The organism is Nonomuraea sp. NPDC049028 (assembly GCF_043197735.1).
GTDB lineage: Bacteria > Actinomycetota > Actinomycetes > Streptosporangiales > Streptosporangiaceae > Nonomuraea.
On the sequence record NZ_JBICTR010000002.1, the window covers coordinates 849806 to 868547 of the forward strand.

Annotated in this window: 17 protein-coding genes; 9 read left to right on the top strand and 8 right to left on the bottom strand. The window is 70.3% G+C overall.

Going from position 1 to position 18742, the window contains the following annotated elements; translation table 11 throughout:
* Positions 1-3 precede the first annotated feature (3 nt).
* Together ACGFJ2_RS10040 and ACGFJ2_RS10045 are read right to left on the bottom strand one after the other, a co-directional pair.
* Entirely contained in the window at positions 4-1830 is a 1827-nt protein-coding gene (locus ACGFJ2_RS10040) for a DUF3352 domain-containing protein (RefSeq protein WP_357942763.1), read from the bottom strand.
* 167 nt (positions 1831-1997) lie between these two features.
* The gene (locus tag ACGFJ2_RS10045) at positions 1998-2321 is read right to left on the bottom strand and encodes a hypothetical protein (protein WP_357942765.1); all 324 of its coding nucleotides are present in this window, start codon (positions 2319-2321) and stop codon (positions 1998-2000) included.
* Positions 2322-2446: 125 nt separating this feature from the next.
* Here ACGFJ2_RS10045 and ACGFJ2_RS10050 point away from each other — a divergent pair, with 125 nt between their 5' ends.
* The 3 genes from ACGFJ2_RS10050 to ACGFJ2_RS10060 all read left to right on the top strand — a co-directional run bounded on the left by ACGFJ2_RS10050 (position 2447) and on the right by ACGFJ2_RS10060 (position 4886).
* Entirely contained in the window at positions 2447-3238 is a 792-nt protein-coding gene (locus ACGFJ2_RS10050; RefSeq protein WP_357942767.1) for a thioesterase family protein, read from the top strand.
* A 74-nt stretch (positions 3239-3312) separates the two neighbouring features.
* Positions 3313-4137, top strand: coding sequence for a glutamate racemase (gene murI, locus ACGFJ2_RS10055; protein WP_357942769.1), 825 nt, complete (start codon positions 3313-3315; stop codon positions 4135-4137).
* The gene (locus ACGFJ2_RS10060; RefSeq protein WP_393466678.1) at positions 4134-4886 is read left to right on the top strand and encodes an MBL fold metallo-hydrolase; all 753 of its coding nucleotides are present in this window, start codon (positions 4134-4136) and stop codon (positions 4884-4886) included. Before murI ends, ACGFJ2_RS10060 begins: the two co-directional genes overlap by 4 nt.
* A 7-nt stretch (positions 4887-4893) precedes the next feature.
* Here ACGFJ2_RS10060 and ACGFJ2_RS10065 read toward each other — a convergent pair whose 3' ends face one another.
* Entirely contained in the window at positions 4894-6147 is a 1254-nt protein-coding gene (locus ACGFJ2_RS10065; protein ID WP_357942773.1) for an MFS transporter, read from the bottom strand.
* Positions 6148-6200: 53 nt separating this feature from the next.
* Between ACGFJ2_RS10065 and rph the strand changes: the two genes are divergently transcribed.
* From rph to ACGFJ2_RS10090, 5 genes are all read left to right on the top strand, one after another.
* The gene (gene rph / locus ACGFJ2_RS10070; RefSeq protein ID WP_225290424.1) at positions 6201-6920 is read left to right on the top strand and encodes a ribonuclease PH; all 720 of its coding nucleotides are present in this window, start codon (positions 6201-6203) and stop codon (positions 6918-6920) included.
* Positions 6917-7507: an RdgB/HAM1 family non-canonical purine NTP pyrophosphatase gene (gene rdgB, locus ACGFJ2_RS10075; RefSeq protein WP_357942775.1), complete on the top strand. Its 591-nt coding sequence runs from the start codon at positions 6917-6919 to the stop codon at positions 7505-7507. The genes rph and rdgB overlap by 4 nt, the downstream gene beginning before the upstream one ends.
* Before the next feature lie 64 nt (positions 7508-7571).
* Positions 7572-9353, top strand: coding sequence for a molybdopterin-dependent oxidoreductase (locus ACGFJ2_RS10080; protein ID WP_393466683.1), 1782 nt, complete (start codon positions 7572-7574; stop codon positions 9351-9353).
* Between the two features lie 1406 nt (positions 9354-10759).
* Complete coding sequence (locus tag ACGFJ2_RS10085) at positions 10760-11413, top strand: toxin glutamine deamidase domain-containing protein (RefSeq protein WP_393466686.1); 654 nt, start codon at positions 10760-10762, stop codon at positions 11411-11413.
* On the top strand, positions 11410-11679 hold the full coding sequence (locus ACGFJ2_RS10090) for a hypothetical protein (RefSeq protein ID WP_357942781.1): 270 nt from the start codon (positions 11410-11412) through the stop codon (positions 11677-11679). The genes ACGFJ2_RS10085 and ACGFJ2_RS10090 overlap by 4 nt, the downstream gene beginning before the upstream one ends.
* 125 nt (positions 11680-11804) lie before the next feature.
* Here the strand turns inward: ACGFJ2_RS10090 and ACGFJ2_RS10095 are convergent, their stop codons facing one another.
* From ACGFJ2_RS10095 to ACGFJ2_RS10110, 4 genes are all read right to left on the bottom strand, one after another.
* A complete protein-coding gene (locus ACGFJ2_RS10095; protein ID WP_393466689.1) occupies positions 11805-14306 on the bottom strand; it encodes an ABC transporter permease in 2502 nt (833 codons plus the stop codon).
* Between the two features lies 1 nt (position 14307).
* Positions 14308-15060 carry an ABC transporter ATP-binding protein gene (locus ACGFJ2_RS10100; protein WP_357942785.1) on the bottom strand — a complete coding sequence of 251 codons (753 nt, stop codon included), beginning with the start codon at positions 15058-15060 and terminating at the stop codon, positions 14308-14310.
* Between the two features lie 105 nt (positions 15061-15165).
* On the bottom strand, positions 15166-15816 hold the full coding sequence (locus ACGFJ2_RS10105) for a response regulator (RefSeq protein ID WP_393466692.1): 651 nt from the start codon (positions 15814-15816) through the stop codon (positions 15166-15168).
* Positions 15816-16997 carry a sensor histidine kinase gene (locus tag ACGFJ2_RS10110; RefSeq protein WP_393466695.1) on the bottom strand — a complete coding sequence of 394 codons (1182 nt, stop codon included), beginning with the start codon at positions 16995-16997 and terminating at the stop codon, positions 15816-15818. The genes ACGFJ2_RS10105 and ACGFJ2_RS10110 overlap by 1 nt, the downstream gene beginning before the upstream one ends.
* 146 nt (positions 16998-17143) lie before the next feature.
* Here ACGFJ2_RS10110 and ACGFJ2_RS10115 point away from each other — a divergent pair, with 146 nt between their 5' ends.
* On the top strand, positions 17144-17653 hold the full coding sequence (locus tag ACGFJ2_RS10115; RefSeq protein WP_357942791.1) for a hypothetical protein: 510 nt from the start codon (positions 17144-17146) through the stop codon (positions 17651-17653).
* Here ACGFJ2_RS10115 and ACGFJ2_RS10120 read toward each other — a convergent pair.
* Positions 17650-18672: a helix-turn-helix domain-containing protein gene (locus ACGFJ2_RS10120; RefSeq protein ID WP_358197111.1), complete on the bottom strand. Its 1023-nt coding sequence runs from the start codon at positions 18670-18672 to the stop codon at positions 17650-17652. The two genes, ACGFJ2_RS10115 and ACGFJ2_RS10120, sit on opposite strands and share 4 nt — an antisense overlap.
* Positions 18673-18742 lie beyond the last annotated feature (70 nt).

Here is an 18742-nt window from a genome sequence, read left to right on the forward strand (position 1 = left end):
GTGCTAGTTGAACAGGACCCGCAGCGAGAAGGTGGCCTCGGTGGCGGTCTGCTTGCCGCTCATACCGACCGCCTTCAGAACCTGGGCGTTGGCCTTGTCGTCGCCCTCCATGCTCTGCAGGTAGTACTTCTCGACCTTGTCGAGGTCCACGAACAGGGCGAAGGTGGCATCGTCGCCGTCCGGGATCGCGGTCTTGAAGGTCTCGCTCTCGCCGAGCGTGCCCTCCCCACCCAGAGCCTTGGCGTACTCGTCGGTGGTCGCCACCGTGAACGTGCCGTCACCCGCGACCTTGGCGAGCTGGGGAGCGGGCTGACCGCTGGACGTCATGGCCTTCTGGATCTTGTCGTAGACGGCCTGCGCCTTGGCCGGGTCCGTCGTGATGCGGAGGCCGCCCTTGATCTTGTCACTGTCCAGGCCCTGGGCGTCGACCGCGAGGGTCAGGTTCTTGCCGAGGATCGTGGCCAGATCGTCGGGCAGCTGCAGGCCGTAGGTCTGCTTGGCCTGGTCGATGAACTGCTTGAACTGGGCCCCCGCCGGCGACGCCGCGACGGACTGCTCGATTTCGGCCCACTTCTTGGTGATGATCTGGTCGAGGCCCGAGTAGGACAGCGCGCCCGCGGTCGAGGCGGGGAGCGTCGACAGCTTGCTGGGCTCCAGGTCACCGTCGATCATGCCCTCGGCGCCGCTGACGATACCGGCCAGCTCGGCGTAGGAGCTGTCGAAGCGGAGCGCTCCGGCGAACCTGGCGTTCTTGACCTGCTCGAGCGCCTTGGCCTCCTCGCTCGACTTGTCGGTCACCGCCAGCTCGCCGACCTTGCCGAGGTGCGCCCAGTACGACAGCACGCCCTGCTCACCGAGCGCGTTCACGTCGTCGTTGAACTCGGCGTTGTCGGCGAGGCTGGTGGTCTCGGCGGCGTACTTGTCGGCCAGCGACTGGCTGGAGGTCACCAGCGCGTAGTCGTCACGGAAGGCCAGGCCGAACTTCTCCTTGCCCATCAGCTTGGTGATGCCCGCCTTGGCCTGCGCCTCGTCCTTGACCTGGACGGCCACGGCGTAGTCGGGCTCCTTGCCGCCCGACGGGACGATGGCCAGGCCGATCCTGCTGCCCAGCCAGGGGTCGACGTCCTTGGCGAAGTCGACCTTGGAGAAACCGCTGTCCTGCGTCAGGTCGAAGAGCGCCTGGCGCGGGTCGTCGCCCTTGAAGGTGTCCTTGGTGACGGTGAACTTCCTGGCGATCTGGAACAGCGCCACCTTCTGGTTGGCCGCCGGGTCCAGGTCGAGCCGTACATAGGCGATCGAGCTGGCGGGCAGCACCTCGTGCGGCTGCGTGCCGCCGCCGCCGATCGCGCCGACCGCCCAGACCGCGCCGCCGCCGAGCAGGACCACGGCCAGCGCGGAGGCGATGGCGATGATCCAGCCCTTGCGGCTCTTCTTGGCGGGCTCGGCGGGGCCGAAGCCCTCGGGGCCCTGCTGCTGCCAACCGGCCTGGCCGTACTGTTCCTGCTGGCCAAACGCCTGTTGCCCAAAGCTCTGCTGCCCGTACTGGGGGGATTGCTGCCCGTAGGAAGGCTGCTGTCCGGTCGGGGCCTGCTGGCCGTACGTGGGGGCCTGCTGGCCGTACGAAGGCGGCTGCTGCCCATATTGGGGCTGTTGCTGGCCATATGGCTGCTGGCCGTATGAAGGCTGTTGCCCATACTGGGGGCCCTGCTGCCCGTAAGACGCCTGCTGCCCATAGGACGGCTGCTGCCCTGTCGGGGCTTGCTGGCCGTACTGAGGCTGCTGGTAGGACTGCTGCGGAGGATACGGCTGGCCCTGTGATGACAATGGCATTGTCGGTGGGTTCTCGGGCTGCTGCTCCTGGTTCCAGCGGTATGCCGTCGTCCGATTCGGATCCTGGCCACTCGGGGGATTATTAGCAGACATCACTCAACTCACAATGTGGACTTATGACCACAGAGACGGTAGCTGATGTTGCTAGACGGACGCTTGCAATGTACTTAGACCCGTGAGAGTTCCTTTCGAGAAGTGCTGATGTGCACCTCTCCGCCGTCGTGATCGGTGACGCTCGACCATGGGACGAAAGTGGATCCCACATAAAGCACCCGCGCCAACGCCCGGGAGAACCAGCCCCAGCGGCCGTGCAAGTCGCGAGTCAGGCAGAGCAGGGGCCTGCGGTGGGCCGAGACCACCAGGCCGTAGACGGTGGCGCTCTGTTGCAGTTCGCCTTTGTGCTTGATCACGCGGATGTCGACGACGTGGCCGACCCACACCCCGTTGGGGTCCCAGACCGACTGCCCGATGAGTTCGGTAACGCTTCCCATGATCGAACTGTCTCAGCGAGAGGGCGTTTTCGCAGGTAGGCACGCTGATGGCCCGATGTTCTGGGTCTGCAATAGACTGTGTGGCTACTAGAATATAGTTCCAGATTGATTCGAGGGCGGCACCGATGACCAAGTTCGACGAGGCCACGCAGGCGATCCGGGTCGACGAGACCACCTACGACGTCTGCCTCGACCCCGGCTATGTGATCGGTGGCCCGCTCAACGGCGGCTACCTGCTGGCGGTGATTTTGCGCGCGGTCGTGGACGCGTCGCCGTTCGAGCACCCGGTGAGCACGTCCGCCCAGTTCCTCAAGGCGCCCGTGCCCGGCCCCGCCCGGGTTCGGATCGAGCAGCTCAAGGCGGGCAGGACGGCGGCCTTCACCCGGGCGACGCTCGTCCAGGACGGGGTGGCGCAGATCGAGAGCCTGATCACCACGGCCACGTTGCACGACGTCGAGCCCACTTACGCCGATAAATCCATCTATGTCATGCCGCGGCCGGAAGAATGCGCCAAGCTGCCCGAGCCCAAGCCCGAGTCCAACATGACGCTCAACGCCCGGATGGAAATGCTCTTCGACCCGCCCACGATCGGCTGGCTGACCGGCGAGCCCAGCGGCCGGCCCGAGTCCAGGGCGTACTTCAGGATGGCCGAGCCCCAGGACCCCGACCCCTACGTGCTCGCGCTGGCCGTGGACGCGCTGCCGCCCGTGGTGTTCTCGGCCGGAGCGCGGGGCTGGGCGCCCACCGTGGACCTCACCTGGCACCTGCGGGCGCTGCCCGCCCCCGGCTGGCTCACGCTGATCGGCAGCGGCCGCCTCATCTCGGACGGCTGGTTCGACGAAGAGGTCGAGGCGTGGGACTCCGAGGGCAGGCTGGTCGCCCAGTGCCGCCAGCTCGCGCGGGTGGGCCGCGGCTGACGCGCTGACTGTGAGCATTCAACTGTGAGCATTCTTACGCAGTGAGAATGTCGCAGGTCGCCTACCCTCTAAAGGTGCCGGACGCGAGCATTGGGATCTTCGACAGCGGGGTGGGCGGGCTGACGGTCGCCAGGGCGATCATCGACCAGCTGCCCCATGAATCCATCACCTATGTGGCCGACACGGCCCGCCAGCCGTACGGGCCCAAACGCCTGGCCGAGGTACGGGCCTACGCGCTGGAGGTGATGGACCACCTCGTCGAGAACGACGTCAAGATGCTCGTGATCGCGTGCAACAGCGCCAGTGCCGCCGTGCTGCGCGACGCGCGCGAGCGTTACGACGTGCCGGTCGTCGAGGTGATCCAGCCCGCCACCCGGCGCGCGGTGCGCGCCACCCGCACCGGCAGGGTCGGTGTGATCGCCACCAGGGCGACCATCGAGTCCATGGCCTATCACGACGCCTTCACCGCGGCTCCCGACGTACAGCTCACCGGCGTGGCCGCCCCACGCCTGGTGGAGTACGTCGAACGCGGCGAGACGGCGAGCGAGGAGCTCATCGAGGTCGTGCGCGACTACCTGGCCCCCATCAGGGCGGCCGGGTGCGACACGCTGATCCTCGGCTGCACCCACTACCCGCTGCTCACCGGCGCGATCTCCTATGTCGCCGGTGACGGGGTGACGCTCGTCTCCAGCGCCGACGAGACGGCCAAGGACGTCTACCGCATCCTGCACGACCGTGACATGGCGGCAGGGAGCGAGGCCACCCCCCGGCATCGCTTCCGCGCCACAGGCGACTCCTTGCTCTTCGCCCGGCTCGGGCGACGTTTCCTCGGCCCGGAGATCGATGCGGTCGAAGTCACACCAGTGGGGGGTACTACCTCTAACGGGAGGCCCGCATGAAGGTGACCATCATCGGCTGTTCGGGGAGCTTTCCCGGCCCCGACAGCCCCTCGTCCTGCTATCTCGTCGAGGCCGAGGGCTTCAGGCTGCTCCTCGACTTCGGCAACGGGTCCCTGGGAGTGCTGCAACGCCATATCGGGCTCTACGACGTGGACGCCATCTGCCTGAGCCACCTGCACGCCGACCACTGCCTCGACATGTGCGCCTACCACGTGGCCCGGACCTACGGGCCGGCCGCGCCGTACCCCAAGGTGCCCGTCCACGCGCCCGCCGACGCGCCGCGCCGCCTGGCCGCCGCCTACGGCATGCCGGAGGAGCCGGGCATGGAGACGGCCTTCGACTTCGTACCGCTCGCACCGGGTCCGTTCGAAATCGGGCCGTTCACGGTGGTCGCCGGTCAGGTCAACCACCCGGTCGAGGCGTACGGCTTCCGCGTCACACACGGCGGCCGGAGCCTGGCCTACTCGGGCGACACCGGCGAGTCCGCCGAAGTGGTGCGGCTGTCCGCCGGCGTCGACCTGATGCTGTGCGAGTCGTCGTTCCTCGACCAGCCGGAGCTGCCCACTGACCTGCACATGTCGGGCCGCCAGGCCGCCGAGCACGCCGCCAAGGCCGGGGTGGGCCGGCTGGTGCTCACCCACCTCGTCCCCTGGAACGACCAGCAGCGGATCCTGGACGACGCCTGCCGGGGCGGCTACAGCGGCCCGATCGACCTGGCCCGCAGCGGGGCCGTCTACGACCTGGCCTGAGCCTGTCTCACGACTTGGCTTGAATCTGCGAGAAGTCCCGCAGCCGCGGCAGCGGCGAGAACATCAGCGGCAGGAACGACAGCAGCCGCGCGCCCATGAAGACCCACAGGGCCTCTCGCACCCCGATGTGCTGAGCCACGATGCCGCCGAGCAACGCGCCCAGCGGCATCGTGCCCCAGACGATGAACCTGACCGTCGCGTTGACCCGCCCCAGCATGCGCTCCGGCGTGACGGTCTGCCGGTAGGTGAGCTGGCCGACGTTGTAGATGATCGCGCCCCATGACAGCGCGATCGAGGCGATAGCGAAGAAGGCGACCCGCCAGTCGGCCTGCGTCATGGGCAGCAGCAGGCCGAAGGGCGAGGTGACGGCGATGGCCAGCCAGGTCACCCTCGCCGTGCCGTACCTGCTGAATAACCGGCTCCCGGTGAGGCCGCCGAGCAGCCCGCCGACCGCGCCCGACATGAGCATGACGCCGATCAGGCCGGGCGGCAGCCGGACCACGTCGGCCAGGAACAGCACGGACAGGCTGATCACACCGCTGAGACTCAGGTTCGTCGCCGCGGTCGTGACGACGATCGCCCGTAACAGCCGGTCGCGCCAGACGAACCCGAGCCCTTCGGCGATGCCCTGGCGCATCCGCGGGCGTTCCTCGGCGACCGGCGCCTGGTCGGGCGTCTTGATGGCGCTCAGGAAGACCAGGGAGCCCAACGCGGCCAGCGCGGTCGCCAACATCGTGCGCGAGGCGCCGATCAGCTGTACGAGCGCGCCGCCCAGGCTGGGACCGGCGAGCGAGCCGCTCGACCGGACGAACTCGAGCTTGGAGTTGCCGTCGCTCAGCCGGTCTCTGCTCACCAGCTCCGGCAGGTAGGTCTGGTCGGCGACGTCGTTGAAGACCTGGGCGGTGCCGGCCAGCAGCGCGACCACGTACAGCATGCCGACCGACAGCAGCCCGAGCGCGTCGCTGACCGGGATGCTCGCCAGCAGGAGGCACCTGACCAGGTCGGAGGTCACCATCACGCGGCGCCTGCGCAATCGGTCGACCCAGACCCCCGCGGGCAGGCCGATCGCGAGGAACGCCGCCGTCTGCAGCGCAGAGAGCACGCCGACCTCAAGGGGTCCGGCGTGCAGAGCCAGCACGGCGACCAAAGGGAGCGCCACGCGGGAAATGTTGGCTCCGAGTTCGTTGGCCACGTGCGAACTGAGGAACCGGAGAAAGTCAGGGTTTCGCAACACCCCCGTTGTCATTGCGTAAGGATCCATGTGTCGGACACATTCGGTCAAGAGCGTTGCGGCGCGGAGATAGGGTGATCTGCATGTCGCGACAGGATGGCCGAAACCCCGATCAGCTCCGCCCCATCACCATTACCAGGCAATGGATTACCCATGCCGAAGGTTCGGTGCTGGTGGAGTTCGGCGGCACCCGGGTCCTGTGCGCCGCATCGGTCCAGGACAGCGTGCCGCGCTGGCGCCGGGGGAGCGGCCAGGGCTGGGTCACGGCCGAGTACGCGATGCTGCCGCGCGCCACCAACACCCGCAATGACCGCGAGTCGGTCCGCGGGAAGATCGGCGGGCGCACGCACGAGATCTCCCGGCTGATCGGCCGCTCACTGCGGGCCTGCGTCGACTACAAGGCCCTGGGCGAGAACTCCGTCCTGCTCGACTGCGACGTCCTGCAGGCCGACGGCGGCACCAGGACCGCCGCGATCACCGGCGCCTACGTGGCGCTGGCCGACGCCGTCGCGTGGATGCGCGAGCGCCGGATGTGCCCCGGCGAGCCGCTGGTCGACTCCGTGGCCGCCGTCTCGGTCGGCGTGGTCGGCTCGGTCCCGATGCTCGACCTCTGCTACACCGAGGACGTGGCGGCCGAGACCGACATGAACGTGGTGATGACCGGCGCCGGCAGCTTCGTCGAGGTGCAGGGCACCGCCGAGGGCGCGCCGTTCGACCGCGCCGCGCTCAACCAGCTCCTCGACCTGGCCGTCACCGGCTGCGAGGAGCTCACCCTGATCCAGCAGGAGGCGCTGGGAGCATGAAAATCGTCCTGGCCACCCGTAACGCGGGCAAGATCGCCGAGCTGCGCCGGATCCTGTCGGGGTTCGACATCGTCGGGCTCGAGGAGTTCCCCTCGATCGGTGAGGTGGCCGAGACCGGCGTCACCTTCGAGGAAAACGCCCTGCTCAAGGCACACGCCGTGGCGCAGGGCTCGGGGCTGCCCGCGGTGGCCGACGACTCCGGCCTCTGCGTCGACGTGCTCAACGGCATGCCCGGGGTGTTCTCGGCGCGCTGGTCCGGCCGCCACGGCGACGACAAGGCCAACCTCGACCTGCTGCTGGCACAGATCTCCGACGTGCCCGCCGACAAGCTGGCCGCCCACTTCGCGTGCGCGGCCGCGCTGGCGCTGCCGTCGGGGGAGTGGCGCGTGGTCGAGGGCACGCTGGCGGGCCACCTGGTCACGACGCCCCGCGGCACCAACGGGTTCGGCTACGACCCGATCCTGGTGCCCGAGGGCGAGACCCGCACCGCGGCAGAGCTCTCCGCCGACGAGAAGGACGCCATCAGCCACCGGGGCCGCGCCTTCCGCGCCCTCGCCCCGATCGTGCGCGACCTCATCGCGAGCTGACTGTGCGAGCTGACGTAACCATCGTGTAAGAACCATCGGCCGCCAGAGGCGTAGCGTCAGAATTGTGCAGAAGAACGATGTGATGCCGGCCTGGGCTGGGGCGCTGGCGGGAGTGGTGGCCGGGGCTGTGGCGCTCGGCGTCGCGCAGCTCGTCGCCGGGGTGCTGAAGCCCGCGGCCTTTCCCGTGGTGGCCGTGGGCAACGTGGTCGTGGACAACACGCCCGCGTGGCTCAAAGAGTTCGCCATCAGCAACTTCGGCTCGAACGACAAGACCGTGCTCATCGCGGGTGTGCTGGTGGTGCTCGCGGTGGTGGCGGCGGTCATCGGCGTGCTGGCGCGGCACCGGGTGGCGTACGGGCTGGTGGGGCTCGGGGTGTTCGGCGTCGTGGGCATCGCGGCGGTGGTGACCCGGCCGGGCGCGGGAGCGCTCGACGTGGTGCCGACCGTGGTGGGGGTCGGTGTCGGGGCTTGGGCGCTCACGTGGCTGCTGGCGCGGGGCGTGCGGGAGTCGTACGAGGGCGCGGGGGCGGCGGTCCTGGGCTCGTCCGCTTCGGGCGCTTCGGGCGCTTCGGGTGGTTCGGGCGCTTCGGGTGGTTCGGGCGTCAGGGCGGCGGCTCGGTCGGCTTCGGGCGCGACGGCGGCTTCGGGCGTCAAGGCGCCGGCTTCGTCGGCTTCGGATGTTGAGTCTGGCAGCGGCGGATCCCCCACTGATTTTTCGGGGGCTCCCGGCGATGAGGCTGAGCGGCCTGCCGTGATGCGGACCGGGGCGGAGCCGTACTCGTTCGACCGGCGGCGGCTGCTCGGCGGCGTCGCGGGCGGTGTGGTGGTCGCGGGAGCCGCCACGCTGGCCGGGCGGGTGCTCGGCGGGCGGCAGACGGCGGAGACCGCCCGGGTGGCGGTCGCGCTGCCCAGGCCCAGGGTGGCGGCCAAACCACTGCCCCAAGGAACGGATTTCGGCATACGCGGCCTTTCCCCATTCGTCACGAAAAATCAGGACTTCTATAGGGTCGATACCGCGCTCATCGTGCCGCATGTCGATCCCCGGCAGTGGACGCTCCGCATCCACGGGATGGTGGACCGACCGGTCGAGATCACGTACGCCGACCTGCTGAAGCGCCCCCTCACCGAGTCGTACGTCACGCTGACCTGCGTGTCCAACGAGGTCGGCGGCGAGTACATCGGCAACGCCCGCTGGCTCGGCGCCCGGATGGCCGACCTGCTGCGCGACGCGGGCCTCCAGTCCGGCGCCGACATGCTGCTGTCCACCTCCGACGACGGCTTCACCGCCGGAACCCCGGTCGACGTGGTGATGGACGGGCGCGACGCGCTGTTCGCCATCGCGATGAACGGCGAGGCCCTGCCCGTCGAGCACGGCTTCCCGGTACGCCAGGTGGTGCCCGGCCTCTACGGGTACGTCTCGGCGACCAAGTGGGTGGTGGACGTCAAGGTGACCCGGTTCGACAGGGACGAGGCGTACTGGACGCCGCGCGGCTGGTCCGCCAAGGGGCCCATCAAGACGGAGTCCCGCATCGACCTGCCCAAGCCGGGCGCGTCGGTGACGGCCGGCCGTACCACGATCGCGGGGGTGGCCTGGGCGCAGCACACGGGGATCGACGCGGTGGAGGTACGCGTCGACCGGAGTGAGTGGCGGCAGGCGAAGCTGGCCCAGGTGCCGGGCCCCGACACGTGGCGTCAGTGGTCGCTCGACTGGGACCTCACTGCCGGCAAGCACACGATCGAGGTCCGGGCCACGGACGCGGCCGGCCGTACCCAGACCGAACAGCAGGCGCCACCCGCGCCTGACGGCGCGAGCGGCTGGCACTCCATCCAGATCAACGTTGCCTGAGCGCGGCCCTTCTCCCTGTTTGCGCAGGTACGGGGGCTGGTTGGGACCGCCAAAACTTGCTGACTTCCCCTCCTCGAGATGGCTCGTCGCCCTACGATCGGTCGTCGAGCCATGACAGGAGGCAGGACGTGTTCCGCGACCGCAAGTCCAGCGTGCGGGGGGTCCTTCCCGAGGGGCATTACGACCCTGTGGTGGGTGACGGGGTCAGGTGGCGCGACTATGAGCGCGCCGCCGACTCGGACCTACTCGCCTCCCCCCTCTCGACCCCGGCCCCGCCCTCTTCTGCCCACCCATCGCCGTCTTCCGCCCACGTATCGCCCAGCTCGCCCTCTCCCGCCCACTCATCGCCCGACCCGCTACCCGAATGGCCGGGGACTCCGTGGGGCGCCTCACTGACCGCGCTATCGGGTCCGTCCGTCGGGAGGTCGGCCGCGCGATGGCCGGCCCCGCCGGAGCGGTCGGCTGTGGTTGGCGGGTCGACCGTAGCTGGGACGTCGGCTGCCCACCCACCCACGCCCTCGGCTGGTTCCGTGTCCGCATGGTCGGGGGCCTCGCGGGGCGCCTCGTCGGTCGGGCGACACGGTGCGCCTGCCATCCCCCGGCACAAGGCGTCGAGCGGTGTGCCGGGTGACACGGCACAAGTGGGGGAATCAGCTGTGGCCCCCGGGCCCGCGCCCGCGAGCGGCTCGGTCTCCGGGAATGGCCTGGCCTCCGGGAGCGGTGCCGTCTCCGGGCGTGGCTCGGTGACCGGGAGCGGCTTGGACTCCGGGAGTAGGCCGGGCTCAGCAGGTGGCTCGGCGTTCGTGGAGGGCGCGGGGATTACCGGCGGCGGGATCAGCGGCGGCGGGGTTAGCGGTGGTGCGGATGGGCCGGGCGCTGGGGCGACGGGTGGGGCAGGGATGTTCGGGGGGTCGGCGGCGGCCATTCTGGGGCTCTCGCCGGACAGCGTTTCGCCGGGATTGGGCGTTGCGGCGGTTGGGTCCCAAGAAGGTGGGGTCGTGGCGCCTGTTCCGCGCGGAGCCGGGGTGGGGCCGGCGGCGGCCATTCTGGGGCTCCCGCCCGACAGCGTTTCGACGCCCTCGGGCGCTGCGGCGCTTGGGCCTCAGGGAGGTGGGGTCGGGCCGGCCGCCCTGAGCGAAACCGGGGTCGGGACAACTGGGCGGCACGGGGCCGGGACCAGCGGTCCTGGTCGGCAGGAGGCCGGAACCAGAGGCTCCGGGTGGCACGGGGCCGCCAGAGGTTCTGCTCGGCAGGAGGTTGGCGCCGGAGGCTCTGGGTGGCAGGGGGACGGGGGTGCTGGTCCAAAGGAGGTTGGTGCCGGAGGCTCTGGGTGGCAGGGGGCCGGGGGCGGGGGTGCTGGTCGGCAGGAGGTTGGCGCCGGAGGCTCTGGGTGGCAGGGGAATGGGGTGGGGGCGGCTGGGCGGCAGACGGTCGCTGAGCGGGACTGGTTCGAGCGGTCGCATCGGCCGCCGAGGTTGGCCGGTTACCGGCCCTACGGGGTGCCCGGAGGGCTGGCGAAGCCCGATGCGCAGGTGGAGCACGATCTGGCGCTGGCGATTCCGCTCGGTACGCGGTTTCCCGATCCGCGTGGCACGTGGGTCAGGCTGATCAACGGTGGCGGTCCGGCCGATGACCCGTTTCGTGCGTCCAACGCCGCCGACTGCGCGCTGGCCGTACTGTCCACCTGGCACGGCGAGCCCGCTGCGGCGGCGCCGAGGGTGGCGGAGTACGACCGGATCGGGCGGCCGCAGGTCACCGGTGAGGTCGGGGGCACTGCGCGGATCGAGCGGTGGGTGGGGCAGCGGTTCCAGTACCTGGGGCAGGGGCGGCACGCCTATCCGATGGTGGCGCGGCGGCTGCTGGAGGCGGGGCACGGGGCGGCGGCCGTGATCGTGGTGCGCTGGCCCGGTGGCGGGTCTCATGCGTGGAACGCCGTCAACTCGGGCGGCGAGGTGATCTGGATCGATGCCCAGCGGGGCCACATGGCCGTCGAACCGCCCTATACAACCGTGACCGGGGTGTTCTGCGTGATCGTCGACAGGCAGGGGCAACTGCGATGAACCTCGACCAGGCCAGGGCATTGGCGGAGGAGTACTTCAACGGGGTGCGGCGGGCGGACGACTCCGTCTCGGTGGGGATTCATGGGTTCAATGAGGGTTATGTCGCTTGGGTGCGAGAGCCTGAGCTCGATGACCCGGCGACCCTGCCCAGTACGGTCGGCGGGGGCTGCATCGTGATCGACAAGGTGTCCGGTGAGGTGGTCACCCGGCCGCTTCTCGATCCGGAAACGGTCGCCGAGCTCTGGCCCGGCCGTACCCCCCGCTGATCGGCCGTACCCCTCGCTCACCAGAGGAGCGGCGGAGGCGGGGTGCGGGACGACGAGGGATGCGGCTCGCCGTCCCGCATAGTTCCTTTCCGGAAGTTGCCGTTTTTATCGTGATTTGTCGGGGTTTATCCGGTTGCTAGTGAGCCCACGATCGACGCCCGAGCCGCCCGCCGCGCAGGCAGTACCGCGGCCAGCACCCCGGCCAGCCCCGACAGCACCACGAACAGCACGATCTGCCCCACCGGCAGCACGAACCAGGCGCCGTCGATCATCGCCCGCATCGCCGCCCACCCGAACACGCCGCCGAGCACCACCCCGACCACCGCCCCGATGAGCCCGAGCACCAGCGCCTCCACCGAGAGCATCCGCCGCAGCTGTGGCCTGGTCAGCCCGAGGGCCCGCAGCAGCGCCGATTCCCTGGTCCGTTCATGTACCGACAGCGACAGCGTGTTGGCGATGCCGAGCAGCGAGATCAGGATCGCCAGGCCCAGCAGCCCGGTGATGATCATCAGCAGCATGTCCAGCGTGTCGTCGAACTGCCCGCGTACCTCCGTCGCGCTCGTCACCTGGACCATCGGGTAGGCCGCCGTCGCCGCGTCCACCGCCTTGCGGGCCTGTGCGGTGGGTACGCCGTCCTTGATGTTCACCATCACCCGCGTGTCGGGTATCTGGCCGAAGTACTCGTCGAAGGGCCGTTCGGCCACGGTGAACATCGGCAGGGACGCATCGCCCGAGAGAACGGCGACCACCCGCAACGTGACGGTCCCGGCCTTGGCGGTCCGCACCGCGACCGTGCCGCCGACCCGTAGCCCGAACCGGCCGGCCGCGGGGGCGGTCACCGCGACCTGCCCCGGCTCAAGCCGGTCCATCGAACCGGACCGTACCTCCGGCTTGAAGGGTCCGTTGAAGGTGCCGACCTGCACCGAATTGCCGGAGCCGGAGATCTTGGCCTTGGCCGCGCGGATCTGTACGACCGAGGACAGCTCCGGACTGCGCCGCAGCGAGTCGGCCACCGACCGGGGGACGGCGGCGTCGCGCTCCTGGGTGGCCACCAGGTAGTCGACGGGGAACTGGTTGTCGAGCTTGGTCGTCATCGTCACCCGCGTCGAGGCGGTGACCACCGAGATCAGCGTCATGAGCGTCACGCCGATCGTCAGCGCCACGGTCGTGGTGGCGGCCCGGCGGGGGTTGCGTCCGGAGTTGTCCACGGCCAGCCGTCCCGGTACGCCGAACAGCCTGGCCGGGATCCAGCCGATCAGCGCGCTCAGCGGCTTGACCAGCACCGGTCCGAGGATCAGTACCGCCAGGAAGGTCAGCGCGCCGCCGCCCGTGACGACGAAGAGCGGCACCATCTGGCCCGGCTCCATCACCAGCGCCCCGTAGCCGGCCGTGCCGAGCCCGGCGACGAGGAAGAGCGTGGCGAGCAGCACGCGTACGACGCCGGTACGGAACGTCTGCTCCTCCACCTGCGTGCGCAGCGCCGCGATCGGCGCGACCCGGGTGGCGGCCCGCGCGGGCAGCAGCGCCGCCCCCACGGTGACCAGCAGGCCGAGGCCCAGCCCGCTGAGCGTCGTGACCGGCGTCAGCGCGATGGCCGCGTTCGTGGGCAGCGGGGCGTCGAGCGCGCCGAGTACGGCCAGCGTGGCCGCGCCGAGGCCGTAGCCCGCGAGCAGGCCGAGCGCGGACGACAGGAGGCCGACGGCGGTGGACTCCAGGATGATCGAGCCGAACACCTGCCCGCGAGTGGCGCCGATGCAGCGCAGCAGCGCCATCTCCCTGGCCCGCTGTGCGACGAGGATGTTGAAGGTGTTGTAGATGACCAGCGCGGCCACGAGCATGGCCACCAGGCCGAACAGCAGCAGGCCGGTGGTCAGCGACTCCATCTGGATGCCGGACTCGGCCGCCAGGCCCTTGGCGAGCTCCGCGCCCGTCTTGACCACCGCTCCCGCTCCGGCGGCGGAGGCGGCGGAGGTGACCGCCTGCTTGAGCGCCGCGCCGTCGCCCGCGATGTCGATCTCGGCGAAGCCCTTGGCGCCGGTCATCCGCTGAGCCGTGGCCGGGGTGAAGCCGATCGCGCCGGTGTAGGCCAGCATCTGGTCCAGGCCGGTGTCCATGATGCCGACCAGCCTGAACCGCTGCTCGCGGTGCCGGGAGTCGAGCACGGTGATCGTGTCGCCGAGCTTGAGGCCCTGGGCCTTGGCGGTGTTCTTGTCGAGCACCGCCACCTGGTCGTCGGATCCGGGGCCGGTGCCGCTGATTATGGTGGTGCGGTCGAGGCGGCCGGTCACGATCGAGACGGCCGTGGTCGGCGCGTTCCCGACCACCTTGCCGTCCTTGCCCAGCAACGGCGCGCTGCCGCGGATCAGTCCTTGCGCCTCCAGCACGCCGGGCAGGCCGCGTACCTGGTCGAGCAGGCGTTCCGGTAACACCGCCTCGGGGTCCTCGGGCAGCACGGCCAGGCCGACCTTGTCCGCCTCGGCCGTGGCCTGCTGCGACAGGCCGGCTTTCATGGTGTCGGTCAGCACGAACGTACCGGCGATGAAGCCGACCCCCAGCGTGATCGCCAGTGAGGTGAGCAGCAGCCGCAGTTTGTGCGCGCGCAGCCCGGCCAGAGTCGTCCTCAGCAACTCAGGCCTCCAGCTTCATCAGCGTGTCGAGCACCGACTGCGGTGAGGGCGCGTTGATCTCGCTGACCAGTTCGCCGTCGCGCAGGAAGACCACGCGGTCGGCATACGCCGCGGCCACCGGGTCGTGCGTGACCATGACGATGGTCTGGCCGAGCTCGCGTACGGAGGTGCGCAGGAACGACAGCACCTCGGCGCCGCTTCGCGAGTCGAGGTTGCCCGTCGGCTCGTCGGCGAAGATCACCTGTGGCTTGCTGATCAGCGCCCTGGCCACGGCGACGCGCTGCTGCTGGCCGCCGGACAGTTCGGTCGGCTTGTGGGCGAGCCGGTCGCGCAGCCCGACGGTCTCGATGACGCGGTCGAAGAGCAGCCGGTCCGGCTGGCGGGCGGAGATCTCCAGGGGCAGGCGGATGTTCTGCTCGGCGGTCAGTGTCGGCAGCAGGTTGAACGCCTGGAAGATGAAGCCGATCCGCTCGCGGCGCAGCAGCGTGAGCTGTTTGTCGTTGAGCCCGGTGAGCTCCACGTCGCCGATGTGCACGGTGCCGGAGGTCGCGGTGTCGAGCCCGGCCAGGCAGTGCATCAGCGTGGACTTGCCGGAACCGGACGGGCCCATGATCGCGGTGAACGCGCCCGTCGCGAAGGCGACGTCCACGCCACGAAGGGCGTGGACCCGCGCGTCGCCTTGGCCGTACACCTTGGTCAGCGCTTTGGCCACCACCGCCTCAGGGGCCTGTCGCCGGATATCGGTGAGGGTCACGTTCACTCCTTGTCGTCTGCGGGAACGTGACCAACCTAGAAGCGGAAAATGCAGGAAATATGGGCCCCGAGGAGGGGTTTCGTGTAGGTCCTGAGATGACCCGGGTCAGCCTTTCGGCTGACGTGACGGGACCACCAGGCCCGCCTCGTACGCGTAGACCACCACCTGGGCGCGGTCCCGCAGCCCCAGCTTGGCCAGCACCCGGCCCAGGTGGGTCTTGACCGTGGCCTCCGCCACCTCCAGCTCGGTGGCGATCTCCAGGTTGGACAGGCCGCGGGCCACCATGAGCAGCACCTCGCGCTCGCGTGGCGTCAGCTCCGACGCGGCCGCGAGCTCCTCCGTCGGCAGTTGCGCGGCGAACTTGGCGAGCATCCGCTTGAGCGTGCTCGGCGCCACCACGGCGTCGCCCGCGTGCACCGACCTGATCGCGGTCAGCAGGTCGGCCGGCGGCACGTCCTTGAGCAGGAAGCCCGAGGCGCCCGCCTTGACCGCCGCGAAGGCGTACTCGTCGAGGTCGAAGGTGGTCAGGATGAGCACCTTGGGGCCGTCGATGCGCCGGGTCGCCTCCACGCCGTCCATCCCCGGCATGCGTACGTCCATGAGCACCACGTCCACCTCGACCTCGCGCAGCACCTCCAGCGCCCGCACCCCGTCACCGGCCTCGGCGACCACCTCGATGTCGGGCTGGGCGCCCAGCACCATCCGGAACCCGGCGCGCAGCAACTCCTGGTCGTCGACCAGCATCACCCGGATCATCAGGCCGCCCTCGTGCCCGGCACCGGCAGCCTGGCCAGCACCTCGAACCCGCCACCTGATCTCGGCCCGGCCGCCACCTGTCCGCCGTACATGCCGACCCGCTCGCGCATTCCCACCAGCCCGTGCCCGTCGGGGCTGCGTGGTGCCGCCGCGCCCCTGCCGTCGTCGGTCACCCGCACGACCAGCTCGCGCCCGGCGTACCGTAGCTCGACCAGCGCGCGGACGCCGGGGCCGCCGTGCTTGAGCGCGTTCGTCAGCGCCTCCTGCACGATGCGGTAGACCGCGAGCTGCTGCCCCTCGGGCAGCTCGCCCGGCGGGCCCCCGATCCGCAGCCGCGCGGGCACGCCCGCGCCGCGCACCAGCTCCTCCAGCTGGGCGAGGCCCGGCTGCGGGGTGTAGTCCGTCCCGTCGGACCCGTCTTCCCGCAGGACGCCGACCAGCCTGCGCATCTCGGCGAGCGCCTCGCGTCCGGTCTTGGAGATCGCGTGTACCGCCTGCCGCGCCTGGTCGGGGTCGCTGTCGATGGCGTACCCGGCCCCGTCGGCCTGGACCACCATCACGCTGACGTTGTGGGCCACCACGTCGTGCAGCTCCCTGGCGATCCTGGTGCGCTCGGCTGCGGCCGCCATCCGGGCCTGCTGGTCGCGCTCGCGCTCGGCCCGTTCCGCCCGTTCCTCCAGGCTCTCCAGATAGCGGCTGCGGGTCTTGGCGTACAGGCCGGTCAGCCAGACCGTCACGACGAGGATCGAGCCGCTGAAGAAGAGGCTGAACGTCGGCGCCTGCCAGTGCACCATGACCAGCAGCACGCCGACCTCGGCCACCGCGCCCGCGGCGACCGCCCACGGGAACCTGCACCGGAAGGCCACCGAGTAGAGCGCCACCAGCACGGCGATGTTGGCCGGCATCGGATCGATCTTGGCCAGCCACTGCCCGAAACAGGCCAGTGAGAGGATCGCGAAGACGGTCAGCGGCCGGTCCCGCCGCCACAGCAGCGGGACGATCAGCACCGCGCAGAGCCCGAGGTAGCCGGCCACCCCGATGTACAGGTTGCCGTTGTCGAACGGGCCGTTCTGCCCGTACGGCACGGCCATGAACAGGCAGAACACCGCCAGCGGCGCCACCCGGAGGGCGTCCATGAGCCTGCCATGGCGTCCCGACCATCCCATTACCCTGCCGAACACATCATTACGATACGGAGGCTTCGGCATGGGTTTGTCAGTCTGTAGGGGGAGGTTTGGGTACGACTCAGGTCTTACATCAGCCTTACGGGACGTAGGGCACTCTTGTCTTTGGGAGCGCCCTGAGGGGCGAGTAAAGGGAGATCGTGATGGCGGATCATGATCGTGACGCCGGGTCGCGTGGCGAAGAGGAAGCGCCACGCGACCCGACCCCTGGAGACCGGCCCGCCGCTCCCCCCGAAGCGGAAGCGGCGACCACCCGAGTCTCGGGTCCGCCGCCCGGAGGCAGTTGGGCGACAACGGCTCCACATCCGCGCTCTGACAGCTTCCACGACTTCTTCCGGCTGAAGCCCACGCAGATCATCGGTGCGGGCCTGATCGGGCTGATCATCGGCGGCGTGCTCGGGGGCGGCGCCGTGGCGGTGATCAGCGGCATGGTCCACCGAGGCGACACCGCCCGCGTCTACTGGCAGGACTGGGAGCGCTATCCCGGCTACCAGGACTGTCGTCCGGGCCCTGGCGGGAGTTACTGCCGGCGGCTGCCGCCGTACCCCGGCCCGTATCAGATGCCCGCGACTCCGTATCCGTTGCCCACGGCGGTGCCTACGATGATGCCCCCCAGCGTCATGCCCACGCCGATGCCCACCAAGACCGGTTAAGGCGCCCGCAGGCCAGGCCCGCGATCCAGGACCAGCAGATCGTGCTGCGCGGCCAGGAACCCGGCGTGAAACCGCGTACGGGCCCCCAGCCGCTCGCACAGCTCCTGCACCCGCCGCTGCACCGTACGCGGGCTGAGACCGAGCTGCCGCGCGATCGCGTCGTCCTTCATCCCCACCGCCAGCAGGGCGAGGACTTCGGTGTCGCCCGGCTGTGGCCACACGTCCCGTTCGATGTGCGCGGCCGGGTCCGCTGACAGCCGCAGTGGCACGGCCGCCTGCCACAGCACCTCGAACAGCCCGACGAGCGCGTCGAGAAGCGCCGACGGATGGACGACCAGCGCGCTCTCCACCGCCCGGTCCTCGTCGGACACCAGCGGCAACATGGCCGTGCGGCCGTCGGCGATGGCCAGCTTGACGGGCACCTGCCCCAGCCGGGCCTGCTCGCCGTCGGCGATGGCCTGCCGCGTGTGCTCCAGCATGCCGGGCTCCTCGAACGCCAGCGGCCCGTAGATGCCCCGGACGACCGGGCCCTGGTGGGCGGCGCGCTGCTGGTTCTCCTGATCGTCCAGGATGTCGACCGCGTACGGCGGGCGCACCAGCACGAGCATCTCGGCCGTGACGCTGCGTTCGAGCTGGAGGTAGCGGCGGGCGACGGCGTAACGGCCGGTCACCACCTCCAGCACCTCCTCCGGATGCGGTCCGGTGCGGTCGGCCACCTCGGTGGCGAGCAGTGCCGCGGCGGCCCGGCTGTGCGTGATCTCCTCCTGGCGGCGGGCCACCAGCACGTCGATGGCGATGTTCGGCGGCGTGGCGATCAGCCGCAGGGGCCGGCCGGCCACCCGGGAGATCAGCCCGAGGTCCTCCAGCCGGGGCAGCATCCGGCGGATGGCGGCGGTGGACGCGCCGGTCTCGGTGGCCAGCTGGCTCAGCGTCGCGGGCCCGTGGCGGAGCAGCGCACGGTAGGCCGTCTCCTCGGCGACGCTGACACCGAGGCCCTCCAGTAACCGCCGTTGCGCCATGCCAGCCCCCCGCTGTCCTGTCGTCTCGAACGCGAGCGTAGCCCAGGCGGGTTTACGACAAGTCGGGATC

Coding starts and splice junctions, on each gene's coding strand:
- ACGFJ2_RS10105 (WP_393466692.1), bottom strand. CDS start 15,816: ATGATCCGGGTGATGCTGGTCGACGACCAGGAGTTGCTGCGCGCCGGG.
- ACGFJ2_RS10065 (WP_357942773.1), bottom strand. CDS start 6,147: ATGGATCCTTACGCAATGACAACGGGGGTGTTGCGAAACCCTGACTTT.
- rdgB (WP_357942775.1), top strand. CDS start 6,917: ATGAAAATCGTCCTGGCCACCCGTAACGCGGGCAAGATCGCCGAGCTG.
- ACGFJ2_RS10045 (WP_357942765.1), bottom strand. CDS start 2,321: ATGGGAAGCGTTACCGAACTCATCGGGCAGTCGGTCTGGGACCCCAAC.
- ACGFJ2_RS10040 (WP_357942763.1), bottom strand. CDS start 1,830: ATGCCATTGTCATCACAGGGCCAGCCGTATCCTCCGCAGCAGTCCTAC.
- ACGFJ2_RS10090 (WP_357942781.1), top strand. CDS start 11,410: ATGAACCTCGACCAGGCCAGGGCATTGGCGGAGGAGTACTTCAACGGG.
- ACGFJ2_RS10060 (WP_393466678.1), top strand. CDS start 4,134: ATGAAGGTGACCATCATCGGCTGTTCGGGGAGCTTTCCCGGCCCCGAC.
- ACGFJ2_RS10115 (WP_357942791.1), top strand. CDS start 17,144: ATGGCGGATCATGATCGTGACGCCGGGTCGCGTGGCGAAGAGGAAGCG.
- ACGFJ2_RS10120 (WP_358197111.1), bottom strand. CDS start 18,672: ATGGCGCAACGGCGGTTACTGGAGGGCCTCGGTGTCAGCGTCGCCGAG.
- rph (WP_225290424.1), top strand. CDS start 6,201: ATGTCGCGACAGGATGGCCGAAACCCCGATCAGCTCCGCCCCATCACC.
- ACGFJ2_RS10050 (WP_357942767.1), top strand. CDS start 2,447: ATGACCAAGTTCGACGAGGCCACGCAGGCGATCCGGGTCGACGAGACC.